Raw genomic sequence first — 16711 nt, 5'->3', positions numbered from 1 at the left:
AGTGTAGATGTAATTAAAAAAGTTCATTAATCTACGAAAATATAATAACCTTATTCGAATTGCGCAAAGAGGGGAATCGCCTTGGTAATCACACGGCTTAGCGTTATTGCACGGACAGGAATGCCTTGGAGTCATTGCACTAGCTGATAATCATACACATTAGATTATAGGGGTAGTGAAGGTATCTAACTGATACAATCACTACACCGTAAACTATATATTAGTCACCAATTTTCAACTCATACCCCTGTAAGAGGCTGCCATCATATTTGTAATAACTTCTAAAAGTAACAATGTTATTTTCAGCTAGATTTTTTATTGTTGGGTTTGCGCTTGATCTTAAATCTTCGATGAAAGCATCTCTAGCGTCATTTGAATTTATATAGTTAATAACTTCTTGTTTAGTTGAATCGCCATCTGAAAGAAATAGTTCGATAAATTTATCTTCATTTAGAGAATATGTTGAAGTTATATGACACTTATCATTAATCATGAAAGCCGAAGAACCTAAAAATGTGGTCATGAAATCAATTTTAGTCGGCGCCTGCTCTGTTGTTTTGGCAAACACAGGCTTTATGTATTCACAGAACTCTAGACTAGAATACTTTGGAGTAGAATCTGTATTTGATGGATCTAGAGACGTACATCCAGTGCTAATCATCCCAATTGTTGTAATAAGAATAGCATTTAAAATTTTATGCAAAGTATACCTCTGTTATTAAGTGTAAGAATAACAACTAAAACATGATTTGTAAGGAAAAAGAGCCTAACTGATGCCCCATCAATCATAATGGAATTATGTGCAGTGAGCATCATTTTTGTTGGACATCCCGCCTGCTACGTGCCTAAATTTGAGGATGAACGCATATAATACCCAAGTTATAGTTCTAATCTTCAAGAAAATAGATACAAAAAGAAAAAATAATTGAATAAAGTCTAATGCTTCAAAAGTAGATAATACATTAACTCCACCGTTAAATATTGAATACATGATCAAAACAATACTTATAATAAAAATAGCTGATTAGACCGCACACAAGTATGATGATGCTGGTACCAAAATATGATGAATAACTTTGCATTTATGCCTTAATTTTTATGAATGACTTTAGTTCTTATCTTACAATAACCGCATTATTAATGTAACACTAACTGAGTACTTTAAGTTTAGTTAGGCTCGTTGTTTTATATATTGAATTGATATTTTTATTTGGGGATTGTCCAACAGTTAACTTCAAATAACCTCTGGTATTGCAAAATGCCAGAGGTTGGCATAGCTGGTTTGGGAACTTATGATTGCTTTGGACAATAATGTGCATTGCGCAACAAATTTTTAACCACAACAGATTGAGTGATTGATGTAATAAGCTGGCATATCCATTTGGTTTACGCTCCAAGTTGCAAACTTCCTATTTATATTGATGTATCAAAGCTTCTTTTTTCAACCATTTGATAAACACAGAAATGCGAGACTTTCTGATTGAACCTGAATGATATACTGCTGAGTACTCAACTCCTGGTAGTAGGCTTATATCAAATGGCTTTACGAGTAACCCTCTTTCGATAAAGTCTCCAGCTAGGCTATCTGTTCCTGGACAGACACCATGACCTGCAATTACCGCATTTAACCCCATATCTATTGTTTCAACTTCCATCGACTGAAAAGCTCTTTTTTTAATATCGACATTAGCTTTTTGGAACCATTCTTCCCAAGAGAAGTGGTGGTTTCGAATCCCTTTAATCAACCAACAATCAAGAAGATGCTTAGGCTCGGTAAGTTTCATATTGTTAGCAAGTTCTGGAGAGCATACTGGAAACACTGGCTCATCGAACAAGTGCTCTCTGACGAGGGATGAATCGTCATTACTTCCAACCTCACCGATTGCTACATCAACTTCACCTGCAAGTCCTACTTTCGGTTTAATAGAAGAGCTAATACGTATGAGTGTTTCGGGGTACTCTATAGAAAATTTCCACAGTCTAGGCATTAGCCATCGGGAAGCAAAAGAAGGCGTTGTAGCAACCGATAGTACACCTGCTATCGGCTCGGGCTGAGTAGCGTTTAATCCCTCGGTAATTATGTCGAACGCCTGAGATACTTTTTCATAAAGCCTCTTACCTTCAGCCGTAAGCACCATATCTCGCCCTTTACGAATGAATAGTTTACAGCCTAATTCTACCTCAAGTTGCCTTAACTTCTGACTGACCGCAGCTTGGGTAACACATAATTCATATCCTGCTTTGCTATAGCTTCCCAGTCGTGCAGCAGCCTCAAGATAACGCAGGTTACTTAAGTAGTGTAGTCTTTTGTCCATAAGCTGTTCTTATATGTCCTGTTAGAAACCATCGTTCGTAATTTATAAAAGCTTACTGGATAATAACTATAAAATCAAAGACCTTCAGGAATGTAGCTATATAAAATTTTGTCATTACAACCATTTGTGGGTTAAGGAGAGTTTATGAAAAAAATTGGATTAGTTGGAGGGTTGAGCTATGTCTCAACACTCGAATACTACAGGCTTATCAACGCTATGGTCAGGCAAGAACTCGGTGGACATTCCTCTGCTCGTTTGGTTATTGAAAGTCTGGATGAACGAGAGTTTTTGGATAAGCAAAAAGAAGATGAAACTGAAAAGGCTTGTGAAGAAATGATAGTTGATGCTGTCGGAAGCTTGATAAATGCTGATGCGGAAGTTATTGCCTTATGCGCTAACGGACTGCATCGTTTCGAAGCTGCAATAAGAGAAGCTCATGGTATTGAGCTAATAAATATTGCTGAATCTACCGCTGCAACTCTTTCTGGTCAGCACATATATCAAGCTGGTTTATTGGGCGTTAAGGCAACGATGGAAGGAGACTTTTATAAGGAGAAGCTTCTCAAGTATGGTGTTGCTCCAATAATCCCTAACACTTCAGAGCGTAACTTAGTGCAAGAAAAGATTGTATCTGAGTTAGTTCTCAATCAATTTACTTTGGAAACAAAAAATGAGTTCTACAGCATCATCGAACAGTTAATCGACCAAGGATCACAAGGTATTATTTTGGGGTGTACAGAGATCCCACTACTGATAACCGAACCGTTATGGCAGGGCATACCTTTGTTTTCTACAACAGAAATACATTGTAGAGCAATTGTTAACAGCGCATTGAGTCTCTAATCTATGATTAACTATCACAATTTCATTTCAGAACTACACAAAAGAAGCTATCAAGAGCAGAGTTCAACTTATCATTCGTGTCAAAAAATGAAAAATAACAATGTGGTCGAATTCAGAGCACTTGTGTTACTCGTTATTTTTTTCTCGGTATTATTGGCTATTTTTTGGAAATAGTGATCAATTAAACGCCTACGATTTGTATCCCTTGCAGGAATAGATATGCAAGATTACGGAGAAGTGACTATTGTTGCGCAATGCATAGAATTGGGAGTTTCCAAGCGATGATTCAGCTAAAAAAGTAGTGTATTTAGCGATCCGTTCAGCTTCAAAAAAGTGGTCGATGCCGATCCATAACTGGAAAGCAGCCATGAATCGTTTTATCATTGAATTTGAAAACCGATTAAAAGATCATCTCTAAAATGGTAATTACACAGAATCATTTACAGGGTCGATACCCATTCAACCTTTTATCCAAATATCAAGCTCATGTAAGCGGAGAAGAGCCCATATAGTATGATGAATTGAGATTAACGTTTCAAGCATAGGCGTATGCATCCTATGCCTCGACTTGTTAAGTTTTGGTATTTTGATACTGGCCAACTCCTAAACGAAGGCAATCTTCTAAACCTTCTGGAGAAGAACCACAATAAATTGATTGTATAAGCATGCTAGTTGTATGCATATCTCTAAAATTAATTTCAAAACCATGACCATTCCAAACATCACCAAGTTGACGTACTTGTGCTATTTCATGACCTTCGAACTTAATGAATGGAGTATATTTACAAATAACATATCCAACTTGGCTAGTTATCTCAGGCATCTCTTTTTTAGAATGAATGCCTAAATATTCACCTCCGACTTCACCTTGAAGACAATAAACACCTTTATCGGTTTTTAAATAAACCACATTAAACTCATCTTGAACGGTATTTATCAGAACTTGCTCAAGTAAAGCTCCCTGTAACTCTTGTAAAAGAGAACATGCTTCGTTTATCTCAATTTCATATTTTCTATGCATAATTTAGAAACTTAACGCCTTTAGCACAGGTCGTAGCGAGCAGGCGTATTTTTTGGAACAAAAAACATGACAGCTTGCGGAGATCCAGCACGAAGTGCGATTGTGCCTAAACTTGTTAGCCGCTTACCAGTCTCTAGTCGCAATAACATTTTCAATATCTACATCTGAAAAGCCATATGCCTTGACTATATATTCGAAACTATCTGCCATAGATTCTCGCGCTCCAGTTTCAAGTTCACTTTCGTTATCTTCAAACTCATCTTCGAGATCATTAATTTTATCTGTTGCAGCATGAGTTAGTATTAAAAGTGCCTCATTATTTTGAGGCTTTTCTGATTCAATATTTTCACACAATTCAATGAGTATTAGTTTGATTTTGTCTACGAGAAAATCAGGAAAATACCCATCCGAATACATCTCCTCTAAGAACTTATAGTTTTTCATTGTATCGTTATTCATAAGACTTCCTATCTATAATTTTGACGGCTAACGCCTCAATTTTCGGCGAGCGTCAGCGAGTTCTCCCACGAAGTGGCGAACAACATTGACTTGTTATAGAGTTTATTATTCACGGATTAACTTACCCGAGTCCCAAAATTCGTTGACCTTAAGCCACCATCGCTTTGACTCAGTCAATAAATAAGCTTCAATTGAAACTGCATTATTTTCTCCTTGCAGTTTCTCAAGAAGACCAACAGTCGCAGCTTCTTTGACGTAAGCACTGCCTTCAATATGCCAATGCTCAACGATCAAGAATATTTCTTTTAACTCATCAACTTTCCTTGCTTCAACTAGCGAGGCGATATGCCTTGATAGCTCACCAAGAACTAAATATAAGGGAAGGTCATTCTCATCTTTCCACTCTTCGAGGAATTCTTCCCACAGAGGAGTAAAACTTGGAGAAGCCTTTAGAATTGGCGGAAACATTTCATCTTTATCGATCATGATGTGCCTAGGCCCTATAACGCTCATTTAAGGGCGCTGATAATTGTTTGCTAAAATTGTGTAGCAAAGTGAAACTGAGTAAACTGTTATCAGTCCCACTTTAAATTATTGTTATATAAATACTTAACTCAGATTTATTTTTGATGTTAAAACATGGTCTTGCCATGAGCCCGATATTTTTAAATATGACTTCGCCATTCCTTCTTTTTGAAAACCTAGCTTGTCCAATAATTTTTCAGAACGGATATTTGATGGTATATAATTAGCCATAACTCTATGTAAATTGTATTCAATAAAGACATACTGTATTGATGCTTGAAGCATTTCAAACATTAAACCTTTACCTTGCTTCTTCTCAGAGATTGAGTAACCAAGATTACAAGCTTGAAAAACACCATGAACTATATTTGAAAATGTACATAAACAAATAATTTCAGATTTACTTTTATCAAAGGCAACAAGAGAAATTGAAGAGCCTAATTGAAAGTTTTTGAAGTTTAACTCAACACGTTTTTTTGTTTCTTCTAAACCAAAATATCCTGCGATTCTTGTTGGCTCCCACGGTGATAAATGGCTACGATTATCGCGTTCATATTTGACGAGTAATTCAACATCGTCAGGGTTTAAAACTGAAATAATCAAGTTTTCAGTTTCTAGTTCAGGAATCAATTTCAACTCAAATACCTCCTAGGTATACCAACGCCTCAAACAACAGCGCATAGGATGGCGTTGTTTTTGCGGGCTTTTTGTTTTAGCAAAAACGATGACAGCCGTTTATGCGTCTGATTGGTTTGCTTTGTTAAGTGGGTTATTCGGGGACGTTATGTGGTTTTTAAAATAACCATTAAAAAAGTACAGATATAACAAAAGTACAGACATAACAAAAAATAGCGTACCTTCCACCGCGCTAGTCACTGCCAAACCGAAACCAGCATATAACTCGGTTTTATAGATACTAACGCCAGATTTCAAAGCATATATGCCAATAGGTCTATTTTCTTGTTTCGGATTAAGTTGATATTTAAACAAATATCCACTATTTACTTTGGGAAGACCTCCAATGTAACTATTTTTATAACTATAGAAAGAGAGCACTTTATCAACACTTGAAGCTAGCACCACCCAACAACCGCAACTTTTTCCTCTCCACTTTACAGACTTAACTTTTCCCTCAAACTCTAATACATCAGCACCATTTACATACCACGGGGCCCAATCATATATCCCCTTAAAGTGTGCATACGAGCCGAGTAAAAGCGTACATGCAAAAATTATAACAAAAAGATTTGCAACTAAATTTTTCATGCGTAGCTTTCCTTGTTTAAAGTGTCCAAACGTTTATCCAATGAAAATCACTTATCGCTCATTTAAGGGCGCTGATAATTGTTTGCTAAAATTGTGTAGCGAAGTGAAACGGAGCAAACTGTTATCAGTCCCACTTTAAATTCTTGTTAGCATAACTTTAACCGCGAACTGCTGTAACAGTTACCTCAATTAAAACTTGTCCTTCGAGATCTACACCTAAACATGCTCGTTGAGGCCAATGCTGCTGATTTATTCCAAGCCAAGTTTTCCAAACAGAATCCATGATTGGTTTATCCGACATATTAGCAATATACACTTGAGCGGAAACTATTTGAGTTTTATCTGAAGCAAGCTCCAACAAGTTGCTTTGAATTGCATCTAAGGTGAGCTTTGTTTGCTGCTCAATACCAACTGAAGTATCTGAAGAAGTTGCGACAGTCCAAACTAAATCTTTATAAGCAGATGACTTGCTACGTCCATCGTAAATCCCACCTTTTCTCTCGATCATAGATACTTCCTTGTGCTGCTAACGCCGTGCTTTGCGGAAAATTTATCCGGCAACAGCACCTTGTTAAGCATCACTTTCGCATATCTCATCCAAAAGAACTCATTCTTCATATTCTGAATATTTTTCAATAAATTGGTTCAAAGTTTGTTGGCCTCCTTGGCGAACCTTGTTTTGGAAAAAAGAGGTCCATCCCAGAACTAACCCTATGGGTCCCATAGCCATTTGAGTCCATTTATAAAGATTGAAATTATCATAGTGTTTAATGATTTTTCCATCCTTAAATATAAACTCAGCATCGACTTTGTTGTGGACATGCCTACCGGTTTTAGAAAACACATATTTGGCTTCCCAATGGACTTTTCCGTTGTGGTCATCTGCCTGAATTCCCTCGAAGGTTCGGCTATTCGGATCTCCTCCTTTTTCTAAGAGCATGTGCCACATGGCTTTGGCCTTAGGGCCTTTTAATTGAAATAATGGATCAGAAAACTCAATGTCAGGGTGGTAACAATCATGCATTGTGCCATAATCTGATTGTTTGAATGCGTTATAAAACTTTTCAATAAGTTGTTCATTTTCGTTCATATTTTCCCTCCATGTTTAAAGTTAATTGTTAAGACAGCGCTGTTTTTATCAAATACTTGTGATGAACTACTGATGCTTAACGCCCTAATAATGGGCAAAAAATTGTTGGCTAAAATGTTGAGGAACGAAAACAGCCAACTATTTTTGTCCTTATTTATTAGCTTGTTATACGGTTTTACACCGAACTAAACTTAAGAAGAGTACGTCTGATAATTTTCATACTCCCAAGCCATATGTTTGGAAAGTTTGTTACTTATTTCCTCCCAGTTTTCACCACTACATTGGTCGAGAATTGCGTTTACTTTTAAGAGAACTGCATCCCAAGCGTAACAATCTAAAACAATGGCATTACTAAGGGAAGTATTACTCGTAACCATATCTGAAGTTAAAACGTGCAGTTGGAAATCATTACCTCCACTTTGGTCAAGTCCGATAGTAAAATTCATCCAGAAATCCACACGTTTTGGTTCTGGGAATATCCATGAATCTATTGGATCATAATCTGTGCAATCGAAACTGAGAATGATAGGTATCACGAACCCTCCTTAACCGTATAACGTGTATTTTACGGAATTCCGTATAATACCTAAAAAATCACTAGCGTTAAAGGGGTGGGCATTAAATTATTCTTCAATAACAACAGTTTACACAATGTTTATCATCGGTTGGTATTATCTCTTATTTGGATATATAGAATGCTTTTATTTATACTGGTCCGTATAAACAATGATAAAACAGATAAATCACCTACAAATCAACGATTTACGATTAAAACAATTTACAAAGAAAGCCAATCTAGATCTCTTGAAGTTACTAAACATTTATTTAATAGAACCCATAAACAAATGTATGGCAAATTGATATGAACATATTGTGAGTGAGTTGTAACTCTAAGCTGATGTATGGAATCCACACCTCCTTCGCCCATCTACACTTATGGATGAGCTTTTGATTTAGAGGATTCTATTATGTTAACCAAAAATATCATTGCCATCGATTTGGCTAAAATGTACTGCAAGTATGCTACATAAGTATTGATGGTGAATTACTTAGTAACAAAGCCCTAAATCGTCAGAAAACAAAAGAGTTTTTAGCAAAGGCAAAGCCTTCAATCGTTGCTGTGGTTGCCATTACTGGGGGAAGATACGCCGAGCAATTTGGTCATAAAATGCGGATAATCAATCCCAAAAAAGTTAAAGGGTACTTGGAAGGACACACAACAGATCGAAATGATGCACTTGCCATTGCAAATGCCGCTATTCAAATTGGTATCAAATATAGCCCAGCGAAGTCCCTAGAACAGCAGGCTATGCAATCTTTGGAAAGCAGTCGTCGTTTCCTATCTCGAAATTTAGTTTCACTTGGTCAGCATATTAGAGGGTCACTCCTGGGTTACGGAATTGCTAATCCCAAGGATGAAAAAGGGTTGGAAGCATCAGTTCAAACTGTTTTAGATGGGGAAACAAATATTCCTGCCAAGTCATCGGTGTGATGGCTATCCTTTGGGAGTAATACAAGCTGCTTAAAAATGGCCGTCAAGCTTCCGCGTTTATTGGACTAACGCCGAAGCAACATAGTTCGGGTGGCAAGGTGTTCATGGTTGGTATTGATAAGTGTGGAGGGATTAAAGAATTACGGTCTCTGCTGTATCTTGGCGCAATGTCGTGCCTTAGAAGGTTACCTGAAAAGCCGAGAACGAAAAAAGATGCTTGGCTACGCAAGATCGTTGAACGGATTGGCTTCAAGAAAACGTGCATAGCACTAGCCAACAAAATTGTTAGAACTGCATGGGCAATGCTTCGATATGAAACTGAATATAAACCTATTTTACTCGCAGCATTATGACCATAATAATTTAAGATTTTACAAAATGATGATGCATAAAAGGTAAGACCAACCTACTGAAAACCTGGCCGAAGTGTAATGCTAGAAAAGTTGTGAAGCCGATAAGGACGGTAGGTGCTCAAACATCAAAGGCTAGAAGGTAGCTCCTTCAAGAAGAAGCCGAATATACGCTCGCATCTTAACTTTATTGATTTGTCGCGTTGTAAATACGTGGATTCCATATACATTTAGGGGCAAAACCTTGCTAGACGATTTGCTCTCTTCACAATAAAGTTGGTCGTAACAAGGTTATCCAACATACTTTTAGCAATCAATGACCTAGATGCTGTTGCATAATGTCTCTCAACCTTTTTAACCCTTTTCCTTTATTCACGGTTTTCCAAGCAAGGTAAATGCCTGAGACTGGCTCCCTTTCACCTAGGTCAATTTCGACTAAATCACCCGAATTTAAATAAGATTGAATACGTGCTTGCGGCAGATAGCCTACGCCAATGCCAGCAATAATAGCTTGGATCTTGTGTTCAACTGAATTGACGTAAAAATGTCGACTCTGTTCAATAATGTTATTTGACCAAGGTATGGCAGTTCTTGCCGAGTCGTGCACAACGACGGTCCGGTAGTTATCAATTTCAGATTTGCTGACTGGGGCTGTAAAATTAACAAGCTCATGGTCTTTAGGTACAACGAATATTTTCTGCAGATTGCCTAAGGCGGTCACACTAATGCCTTGTTGATTCGGTATAGGCTCGGGTGCAGCAATAACCAAATCGGTGCGATCTTCAATCAATGCTTCCCACGAACCACTCATTACTTCTTCATTCATGTCTACTTCGATATTCGGATGCTCATTTAAAAACAGCGCTAATGGTTTAAGTAATAGCTGCATGTCAAAAAGAGAATCGAATGTGATATTTATTTTAGGTTCCCAGCCATGGGAGATGGTTTGTGTTTGCTCGGTCAGTTTACTCACAGCACCAAGTACCTTACGGCCTTCATCGAGTAAGTGGCGACCCGCAGGCGTTAATACCGACCGCCTACCCTGACGCACAAACAAAGTCACCGCTAGTTGTTCTTCTAATTTCTGAACTATATAAGAGAGCGCCGAGGGTACTTTGTTTAACTGCTCAGCGGCCGCGGCAAAACTACCACGACGATCAATCGTATCAAGCACCTGTAATGCTTCTATCGTTATCGGAGATTTATACATTCATCGCCTCTCTCTTCTTAGTAATTGTCACGCTTATACACGCCATCAATTGTTCAAATATTTTGAACATACTAAACAAATTTCAGCGGTTATTCCAATCCATTTAAGCGAATACAATGGCTACACACTTATAAGACATACTTAGAAACACATTAACGAATCAAAGAGAGCACAACATGAATACTTCAACAATTAAGAAAATATTAACATCAGATAACACTTTTTCGGCATTACCACTGCGCTTAGTTGCAGGCATTATTTTTACCGCTCACGGCGCGCAAAAACTGTTTGCTTGGTTCGGTGGTTATGGGCTCGAAGGCACAGGTCAATGGATGGAATCTATCGGCCTAGCACCGGGCTACTTAATGGCGATGATGGCAGGCAGTGCAGAATTTTTTGGCGGCCTACTGCTTATCCTTGGTCTACTCACCAGACCAACAGCGCTGGTATTGTCACTAACGATGATCGTCGCGATTTTTAGTACGCATATCGATAACGGGCTGTTCGTGAGCAACAGCGGTTATGAATTTGCCTTAGCACTGTTTGCAATCAGTCTGTCGGTAATGCTGCAAGGCGGCGGTAAATTATCAATCGATCGCCTTATCGTGAGCAAGCTTAGTTAATAAACCCGATGGCGCTAACACAACATAAATTAGGAGTATTATCATGGGATTAATCGTTAACGGTAAATGGCATGACCAATGGTACGAAACCAAAGGTAATAAAGGCCAATTTGAACGTCAGGCAAGCCGCTTCAGAGATACTATTTCAAATGAGGAAGGTAGCCGCTATCCGGCAGAAGCAGGCCGCTATCATTTGTATGTTTCGTTAGCGTGTCCTTGGGCGCATCGCGCTTTGATTCTTAGACAATTGAAGCAACTCGAAGATATTATCTCTATCAGCGTCGTTAAACCTGAAATGCTAAACAATGGCTGGGAATTCGGTGCTAATAGTGACGATAGCAACGACTACAGCGATACACTCTATCAAAGTGACTATGTGTACCAACTTTACCTTAAAGCAGCACCTGATTATGAAGGACGAGTTACCGTACCAGTATTGTGGGATAAAAAAACACAAAGCATAGTGAACAATGAATCAAGCGAAATAATTCGTATTTTTAACACTGCGTTTAATGAGTTAACGGGCAATCACGATGACTATTACCCAACTGATTTACAACCAGAAATAGACACCATTAACGAACGTATTTATGACACGATAAACAATGGTGTCTATCGTGCAGGCTTTGCCACGACTCAAGCAGCATATGACCAAGCCTTTGACGCACTTTTTACCAGTTTAGATTGGCTTGAAGCGCGACTTAGCAACCACCGTTATTTACTGGGTGAATACCTAACAGAAGCTGATTGGCGATTATTTACGACATTGCTGCGTTTCGATGCCGTTTATCATGGTCACTTTAAGTGTAATCGTAATAAGTTAAGTGAATTCCATCATATCAGTCACTATGTACGTGAGTTATTTCAGTTTGAAGGGATCGAAAGCACTGTCGATTTGGAATATACCAAGATCCATTATTACGCGAGTCATGACACAATTAACCCGACTTTGATTGTCCCGCGTGGCCCACAGCAAGATTTCACTGCACCGCATGATAGAAATCGATTAACAGGTAAAGTCTAGTGGGAGGAAAATACAATGATAAAACACTACCTTTTTCAGCAGATTGGCAAAGCAAACCACGGCTGGTTAAAAGCCAATCATCACTTTAGCTTTGCTAATTATTACAATCCCAAAAGAATGGGCTTTGGTGTGCTAAGAGTGGTTAATGACGACTGGGTTGCGGCAGGAACAGGATTTCCAGCTCACCCACACCGAAATATGGAAATCATTACTTTTGTACAATCCGGAGCTGTCACTCATCAAGACAATACTGGTAATAAAGGCGTGACCCTCGCAGGCGAAGTACAAGTGATGAGTGCAGGCTCAGGTATTACTCATTCGGAATACAATTTAACAAAAGAACCATTAACGTTATTTCAAATTTGGATTGAACCAAATAAGCAAAACGTAAAGCCGAGATGGGACAGCAAACTGTTTTCTGAAGATACAGATGCGGTTAATAATACCAAGCTCCCCCTACTCGTGTCTGGATACCCAGGCGAGCAAGATAGCGCACTCTTTATCAATCAAGCTGCGCGAATCTATGGTGGTAAGATTAAAAAAGGCACGCAATTTACTCACTCAATAGAACACCAAGCATATATTTTGGCATCAAGTGGAGAGTTTGAACTTATTGATAATCAAAGGGCTGTATTGATGAACAAAGGCGATGGCGCGGAAGTGACGAAACAACAGCAAGTCATGATTAAAGCACTATCCGATGCGGAAATAATCGTAATTGATGCACCAGCCCAATGATATTTTACTCATGTGCAGCAATAGCAGTAGCGATCAGACGATCGCTATTTTTTTAAGGCAGTTGGTTTATTTGTGTAAATGTTCCCGGCATATAAGAGCAATGTCATTTATTGAAAGTGGTTCCTGTGTTAACTCACAAAAATAACCGTCATCACGTTTAGAATTATGCATACAGGTATGACATTGACCAAAAGATTTAAACTGATTCGCTGACTGCACTGCAAATAGCAAATCATGGAGCGCTGTGTCAATCGTATTAAATTTCTTATTACTAAATTGTTCACTCGCTTGTTGCAGTAGTGGTGAAATCTGCAACCCATTAATCAACGCTAGGCCAGATTCTGTCACTTTAAGGTGTGCAACACGTTTATCTTTACTATCCGCTACTTTCTCAACAAGTCCTTTTTTTTCAAGTATTTTTAGTGTTTGAGAGACTGATCCCTTAGTCTGATTTAGATAATCTGTCACGCCCATTGGTGTGTCTGAATAACGGTTACATATTGACAGATAATGTAACGCTTCAAATTGGATAGGTTGCAAACCATACTCAAGCAAGCGATTACGTTTTTCACTGCGCAGCAGGCTAGAAAGGCGCTCTAATGTTTGTTGGATCATTAATATATTCATTAATATATAGTATCGAATAAACACTATATTTACAACCAAACCGTCAAATAAGGTTTCGACTCGATACAACATTGACAATACCGAATGCTAATGTAAACTTAGTATCGACTCAATACCAATTTGGAGCAAAATTATGAAACACCATTCTTTATTTGTTACAGCCTCTTTGGCACTATTATCCTCGTCTTATGCATTTTCTGGCGGCTCACACAATGGGGGCATCCACGCTAACGTCGATCCTACAGGTAACACACCTGCCACCTTTGATATAGTTCATGCAAAAATAACGACCGATAAAAATATTGCGACCTTCCACATGGCGGTGTCTGAAAAAGCAGGGACAAGTAAACCACTTACATCAGGAAAATTAGCGGGTAGCAATGTGTTTTCTTATGTGTGGCCAACTTCGCTTAATAGCGCAACAGTTGGTTTTGAGAAAGACGCTGGAATACTGTCGCTCGCAGTGACAGCTCATGCCGATTTTGATGATACGCCTTTATACGATGAGAACTCAGATAATAACCCAGCCAATGATGGCGATGTTTGGCACAGTCATTGGGTCGTTTTACAAGCCAATGAGCAGTGCGGTAAAGGTATGCTTGCGGTGGTTGATATTCCAGAAGGGTCATCACCAAAATTACCTAAAACATGGCCGGGCCTCCCTATTCTACTAGACAGTCCAGGCTGGGATCCCATCTTCAATAACAATATAGTTGAAGTAAAAGTTGCCTTTGATTCTAACGTTAATATTACCGATACCAAATATGATGGCGTAACTGCGGGCCTACGCGTTAATCAAAGTGTTCATGCGCCATTACTTTGTGTAGTCGATGTTATGGATGTCGCTTCTGGAGACCTCAGTTTACCGGGAAAAGTAAATCAATAAAAAAAATAGGCAGGTGTTAGCTCGCCTGTCTATCAAGTCGACCTACAATCAATGAGGTAATAAGAATGTCTATATTAACCGAATATCCAATAGCACCCGAAATTGAAGCAAGTGCTTGGCTCAATACGACTGCACCACTGTCTCTATCAAAAATGAGAGGATCTGTCGTTGTTATTCATGCATTTCAAATGTTATGTCCAGGTTGTGTATCACACGGGATACCACAAACAAAAATGATCGCTGAAACATTTTCCGATAAAGAAGTTAAAGTCATTGGCCTTCACACTGTATTTGAACATCACGCAGTGATGACTGCTGACGCACTAAAAGCATTTATCCATGAATATCGCATTACTTTTCCAATTGCCATCGATATGCCAGCTTCAACGGGCCATATACCAAAAACAATGCAATGCTATGAAATGAGAGGCACACCGACACTTATTTTGATCGATAAAAATGGCAGAGTAAGGCTAAATCACTTTGGCCGGATGGATGATATGCAAGTTGGTAAACTGATTAGTGAACTCGTCTCAGAAGCAGCTGCACTTACCAGCTTGACTGAAAAAGCAGAGCCGACTTTAGATTCACCTGAAAGTAAATGTGATGAGAATGGTTGTTATATTTAATGCCGATGCGCCTAAGATCTGAATCTTAAGCGCGTCATTATGACTCGAACCACCCTACCTTTTAGTATCTTATATAGCACTAATAACCGTTAACTATGTTCGCTATTTAGATGGCATATTTCATGTTCATTATTCTACTTACATAACATTTCACTTTCTTTACTTAGCTTTAATTGTTCTTATAACCATGTATAGGTATATTGCTGCCAGAAAATTATCCCAACTGGAATTAATTATGAAATTTAAGCGCGTCATTTTCCCTGCAAGTATCCTTTCAACAGTCACTCTTATGGGTTGTAATTTCGATGTAGATAACAATAACAATGAGCAACCACAATATCCTCAAACTACCATTACAATTATGAATGGGTATTTAGAAAATGCCCTAGTATGTAGTGCAAAAAACACAAACTCTTGTAGTGAGGGGCAAGATAATGTAATAGGTATAACCGACAGTAATGGTGAACTAATAGTAAAGGACACATACCTCGAATCCCCCTTGATTGCTAAAATAAGAGCAGGAAAATCATTTGATAGTCATCAGATGGGTACTGTTAAAAAAAGCTATACTTTAGTTGCTCCATCTGGCACGACTGTCATAACACCATTTACAAGCCTAGTACTTACTAAGCATATTACGATAGAAAAATTAGCTGATTGGCTAAGTATTGACTCATACTTTATTAGTGGTGATTATATCGCGTTAAAATCAAATGATGAAGATAGGTATAACGCCCAAAAAGCACACCTTTTAGCAAGAACAATTACAGAATTAACTCTAACCGATGAAGATCTACTTCGTAAGTTAGGCCATTTCTTGGCAAACTTGGATAACAAGGCAATTGATCTAGACAAAACGGAAATAATCCTTAACGAAGACCAAGATTTTCAAAAAAAGGTTCTTAATAACAATTCATTAGGATCATACGTTAAAGATAAATTATTCTATTATCGTAGCTTGAATGAAGACCATTCCATGAGTAACGGTGATTATAAATACGGTGAACTAGAAATAGAATTCGTTAAAAATAATAAGTTAATTATTAATGGTTCTCTGAATTCTTATTCCTATACAACTTCTGGTAGCACATTGAGAGTGCTCAATGTTGGTTATACCGATACATATTATTATGCAAATAAGAATGTTGCATTAGTTTCAACATCCCGCATGGGTCTAGATTTAGTTACACAGGAATCCCTTAGTTCTGCTAGTAGCGTTGACAATCTAGATAGTAAATTACAAGATAATTCTTGGTTTTATTTATCACCAACAGAGTCTTTTAAATTAGCTGATATTACCAAATTTAGTTTTAAGAATAATAAGACGCTAACCATTAAAATTAACGATGATAATGAATTTGAAGGCTTGTGGGTGATCGAAGAACACCAGCTGATAATCACTGATATAGATCACGTGGTGATCTATAAATTCGAATTCAAAATCGATGATGATAACGTTTTACCTGTAATCAGCACTGTAGATGGAGAAAATCAGTACGGGTTATTTATTGGAACGTTAGAATTTGCGGAGCAAATTAAGAAATTATGGAATAAGGATAAGCGCCAAACAGTCCATTCATAAAATAATCACCTAACGGTAAGCAAGGAAGCGA

General features: G+C 38.1%; 21 protein-coding genes and 1 pseudogene. 10 read left to right on the top strand and 12 right to left on the bottom strand.

What is annotated here, in order from left to right:
* Positions 1 to 220 precede the first annotated feature (220 nt).
* On the bottom strand, positions 221 to 703 hold the full coding sequence (locus BT797_RS21175) for a hypothetical protein (protein ID WP_075473417.1): 483 nt from the start codon (positions 701 to 703) through the stop codon (positions 221 to 223).
* 706 nt (positions 704 to 1409) lie between these two features.
* On the bottom strand, positions 1410 to 2315 hold the full coding sequence (locus BT797_RS21170; RefSeq protein ID WP_075473416.1) for a LysR substrate-binding domain-containing protein: 906 nt from the start codon (positions 2313 to 2315) through the stop codon (positions 1410 to 1412).
* A gap of 144 nt (positions 2316 to 2459) precedes the next feature.
* On the opposite strand from BT797_RS21170, the gene BT797_RS21165 reads away from it, so the two are divergent.
* Together BT797_RS21165 and BT797_RS23715 are read left to right on the top strand one after the other, a co-directional pair.
* On the top strand, positions 2460 to 3158 hold the full coding sequence (locus tag BT797_RS21165) for an aspartate/glutamate racemase family protein (RefSeq protein WP_075473415.1): 699 nt from the start codon (positions 2460 to 2462) through the stop codon (positions 3156 to 3158).
* Between the two features lie 271 nt (positions 3159 to 3429).
* Positions 3430 to 3576, top strand: a pseudogene (locus BT797_RS23715) (IS256 family transposase); the annotation flags it as partial.
* Between the two features lie 153 nt (positions 3577 to 3729).
* Here BT797_RS23715 and BT797_RS21155 read toward each other — a convergent pair.
* From BT797_RS21155 to BT797_RS21120, 8 genes are all read right to left on the bottom strand, one after another.
* The gene (locus tag BT797_RS21155; protein ID WP_075473414.1) at positions 3730 to 4179 is read right to left on the bottom strand and encodes a hypothetical protein; all 450 of its coding nucleotides are present in this window, start codon (positions 4177 to 4179) and stop codon (positions 3730 to 3732) included.
* Between the two features lie 123 nt (positions 4180 to 4302).
* Positions 4303 to 4638, bottom strand: coding sequence for a DUF5713 family protein (locus BT797_RS21150; RefSeq protein WP_075473413.1), 336 nt, complete (start codon positions 4636 to 4638; stop codon positions 4303 to 4305).
* Between the two features lie 105 nt (positions 4639 to 4743).
* Complete coding sequence (locus BT797_RS21145) at positions 4744 to 5151, bottom strand: DUF7674 family protein (RefSeq protein WP_211705573.1); 408 nt, start codon at positions 5149 to 5151, stop codon at positions 4744 to 4746.
* Positions 5152 to 5247: 96 nt separating this feature from the next.
* On the bottom strand, positions 5248 to 5799 hold the full coding sequence (locus BT797_RS21140; protein WP_082293760.1) for a GNAT family N-acetyltransferase: 552 nt from the start codon (positions 5797 to 5799) through the stop codon (positions 5248 to 5250).
* Positions 5800 to 5898: 99 nt separating this feature from the next.
* Positions 5899 to 6429 (bottom strand): hypothetical protein, encoded by a 531-nt coding sequence (locus BT797_RS21135; protein ID WP_075473411.1) that lies wholly within the window; start codon positions 6427 to 6429, stop codon positions 5899 to 5901.
* A gap of 157 nt (positions 6430 to 6586) precedes the next feature.
* On the bottom strand, positions 6587 to 6937 hold the full coding sequence (locus BT797_RS21130; RefSeq protein WP_075473410.1) for a Rid family hydrolase: 351 nt from the start codon (positions 6935 to 6937) through the stop codon (positions 6587 to 6589).
* A gap of 99 nt (positions 6938 to 7036) precedes the next feature.
* The gene (locus BT797_RS21125; protein WP_075473409.1) at positions 7037 to 7519 is read right to left on the bottom strand and encodes a nuclear transport factor 2 family protein; all 483 of its coding nucleotides are present in this window, start codon (positions 7517 to 7519) and stop codon (positions 7037 to 7039) included.
* 191 nt (positions 7520 to 7710) lie between these two features.
* Positions 7711 to 8055 carry an Imm8 family immunity protein gene (locus BT797_RS21120; protein WP_075473408.1) on the bottom strand — a complete coding sequence of 115 codons (345 nt, stop codon included), beginning with the start codon at positions 8053 to 8055 and terminating at the stop codon, positions 7711 to 7713.
* Positions 8056 to 8531: 476 nt separating this feature from the next.
* Between BT797_RS21120 and BT797_RS24425 the strand changes: the two genes are divergently transcribed.
* The gene (locus tag BT797_RS24425; RefSeq protein WP_339391031.1) at positions 8532 to 9011 is read left to right on the top strand and encodes an IS110 family transposase; all 480 of its coding nucleotides are present in this window, start codon (positions 8532 to 8534) and stop codon (positions 9009 to 9011) included.
* 26 nt (positions 9012 to 9037) lie between these two features.
* Complete coding sequence (locus tag BT797_RS24420; RefSeq protein WP_339391030.1) at positions 9038 to 9364, top strand: transposase; 327 nt, start codon at positions 9038 to 9040, stop codon at positions 9362 to 9364.
* A 310-nt stretch (positions 9365 to 9674) separates the two neighbouring features.
* Here BT797_RS24420 and BT797_RS21105 read toward each other — a convergent pair whose 3' ends face one another.
* A complete protein-coding gene (locus BT797_RS21105; RefSeq protein ID WP_075473407.1) occupies positions 9675 to 10571 on the bottom strand; it encodes a LysR substrate-binding domain-containing protein in 897 nt (298 codons plus the stop codon).
* Between the two features lie 176 nt (positions 10572 to 10747).
* On the opposite strand from BT797_RS21105, the gene BT797_RS21100 reads away from it, so the two are divergent.
* The 3 genes from BT797_RS21100 to BT797_RS21090 are packed head-to-tail and all read left to right on the top strand — an operon-like array spanning position 10748 to position 12956.
* A complete protein-coding gene (locus BT797_RS21100) occupies positions 10748 to 11194 on the top strand; it encodes a DoxX family protein (protein WP_075473406.1) in 447 nt (148 codons plus the stop codon).
* Between the two features lie 43 nt (positions 11195 to 11237).
* Positions 11238 to 12218, top strand: coding sequence for a glutathione S-transferase family protein (locus tag BT797_RS21095; RefSeq protein WP_075473405.1), 981 nt, complete (start codon positions 11238 to 11240; stop codon positions 12216 to 12218).
* A 15-nt stretch (positions 12219 to 12233) separates the two neighbouring features.
* Positions 12234 to 12956: a pirin family protein gene (locus tag BT797_RS21090; RefSeq protein WP_075473404.1), complete on the top strand. Its 723-nt coding sequence runs from the start codon at positions 12234 to 12236 to the stop codon at positions 12954 to 12956.
* A 66-nt stretch (positions 12957 to 13022) separates the two neighbouring features.
* On the opposite strand, the gene BT797_RS21085 is transcribed toward BT797_RS21090, so the two are convergent.
* Positions 13023 to 13571, bottom strand: a complete 549-nt coding sequence (locus tag BT797_RS21085) for a MarR family winged helix-turn-helix transcriptional regulator (RefSeq protein ID WP_244534270.1) — start codon at positions 13569 to 13571, stop codon at positions 13023 to 13025.
* Positions 13572 to 13716: 145 nt separating this feature from the next.
* Here BT797_RS21085 and BT797_RS21080 point away from each other — a divergent pair, with 145 nt between their 5' ends.
* The 3 genes from BT797_RS21080 to BT797_RS21070 all read left to right on the top strand — a co-directional run bounded on the left by BT797_RS21080 (position 13717) and on the right by BT797_RS21070 (position 16680).
* The gene (locus BT797_RS21080) at positions 13717 to 14469 is read left to right on the top strand and encodes a hypothetical protein (protein ID WP_075473403.1); all 753 of its coding nucleotides are present in this window, start codon (positions 13717 to 13719) and stop codon (positions 14467 to 14469) included.
* Positions 14470 to 14534: 65 nt separating this feature from the next.
* Entirely contained in the window at positions 14535 to 15098 is a 564-nt protein-coding gene (locus BT797_RS21075; RefSeq protein ID WP_075473402.1) for a redoxin domain-containing protein, read from the top strand.
* A 235-nt stretch (positions 15099 to 15333) separates the two neighbouring features.
* Entirely contained in the window at positions 15334 to 16680 is a 1347-nt protein-coding gene (locus BT797_RS21070; protein WP_075473401.1) for a hypothetical protein, read from the top strand.
* Positions 16681 to 16711: the final 31 nt, after the last annotated feature.

It is taken from the genome of Moritella viscosa (assembly GCF_900120065.1).
GTDB classification, from domain to species: domain Bacteria; phylum Pseudomonadota; class Gammaproteobacteria; order Enterobacterales; family Moritellaceae; genus Moritella; species Moritella viscosa.
Note: the sequence above shows the minus strand (reverse complement) of the source record. Positions and strands in the feature narration are given on the sequence as shown.